1 protein-coding gene is annotated in these 490 nt (G+C 36.7%); it reads left to right on the top strand.

Annotation, left to right across the window (positions count from 1 at the left end):
* Positions 1-239: 239 nt before the first annotated feature.
* The gene (locus AB4496_RS28645) at positions 240-470 is read left to right on the top strand and encodes a hypothetical protein (RefSeq protein ID WP_009847167.1); all 231 of its coding nucleotides are present in this window, start codon (positions 240-242) and stop codon (positions 468-470) included.
* Positions 471-490 lie beyond the last annotated feature (20 nt).

The raw sequence follows: 490 nt of genomic DNA, 5'->3' as shown, positions 1-490 counted from the left end.
ACCTTAATTGTTGTCTAAAATCTTGATTTTACTAAATGGATTTCAACAATTTTATTGATAGGCAAAACCTACCAAAGCAAAAAACGAGGTAACAAAAGGCTTGCACGCATGCCTATGAAGCAAAAATTTAAACACCGCTTACAAACTCTTACCTTTGATTCCTCCCATAAGCTAGCCTGAATACATAAATACTGTAACCTTCATCACACTAATAATAAAAAGCTCAGCTTAGGTAATTTATGCAACACAACAACATGTACGCGTATGTTTATGCAGACAACGAAGGTACAGAGAACACACTTATCGCTACTGTCGACAACCAAGAAAAGCCCCTAATCTCAAGCTGTTTTAATGAGATAAAGCGCATGTCTAACTTAGCTATTGATCTTGCAGCAGAACACAACTTGAAAGTGAAACTGGTTAAATACGGAAGAGAACAAGAGATCGACTTCGACCTATTCCTAAAATAGCGCAGTCATAACGCATTTCT

The organism is Vibrio sp. 10N.222.46.A1, assembly GCF_041473595.1.
GTDB classification, from domain to species: Bacteria; Pseudomonadota; Gammaproteobacteria; order Enterobacterales; family Vibrionaceae; genus Vibrio; species Vibrio tasmaniensis_A.
This window is presented reverse-complemented; position numbering and strand designations above follow the sequence as displayed.

Bases quoted from the DNA above. Each gene is read 5' to 3' on its own strand.
- AB4496_RS28645 (WP_009847167.1), top strand. From the start codon at position 240: ATGCAACACAACAACATGTACGCGTATGTTTATGCAGACAACGAAGGT.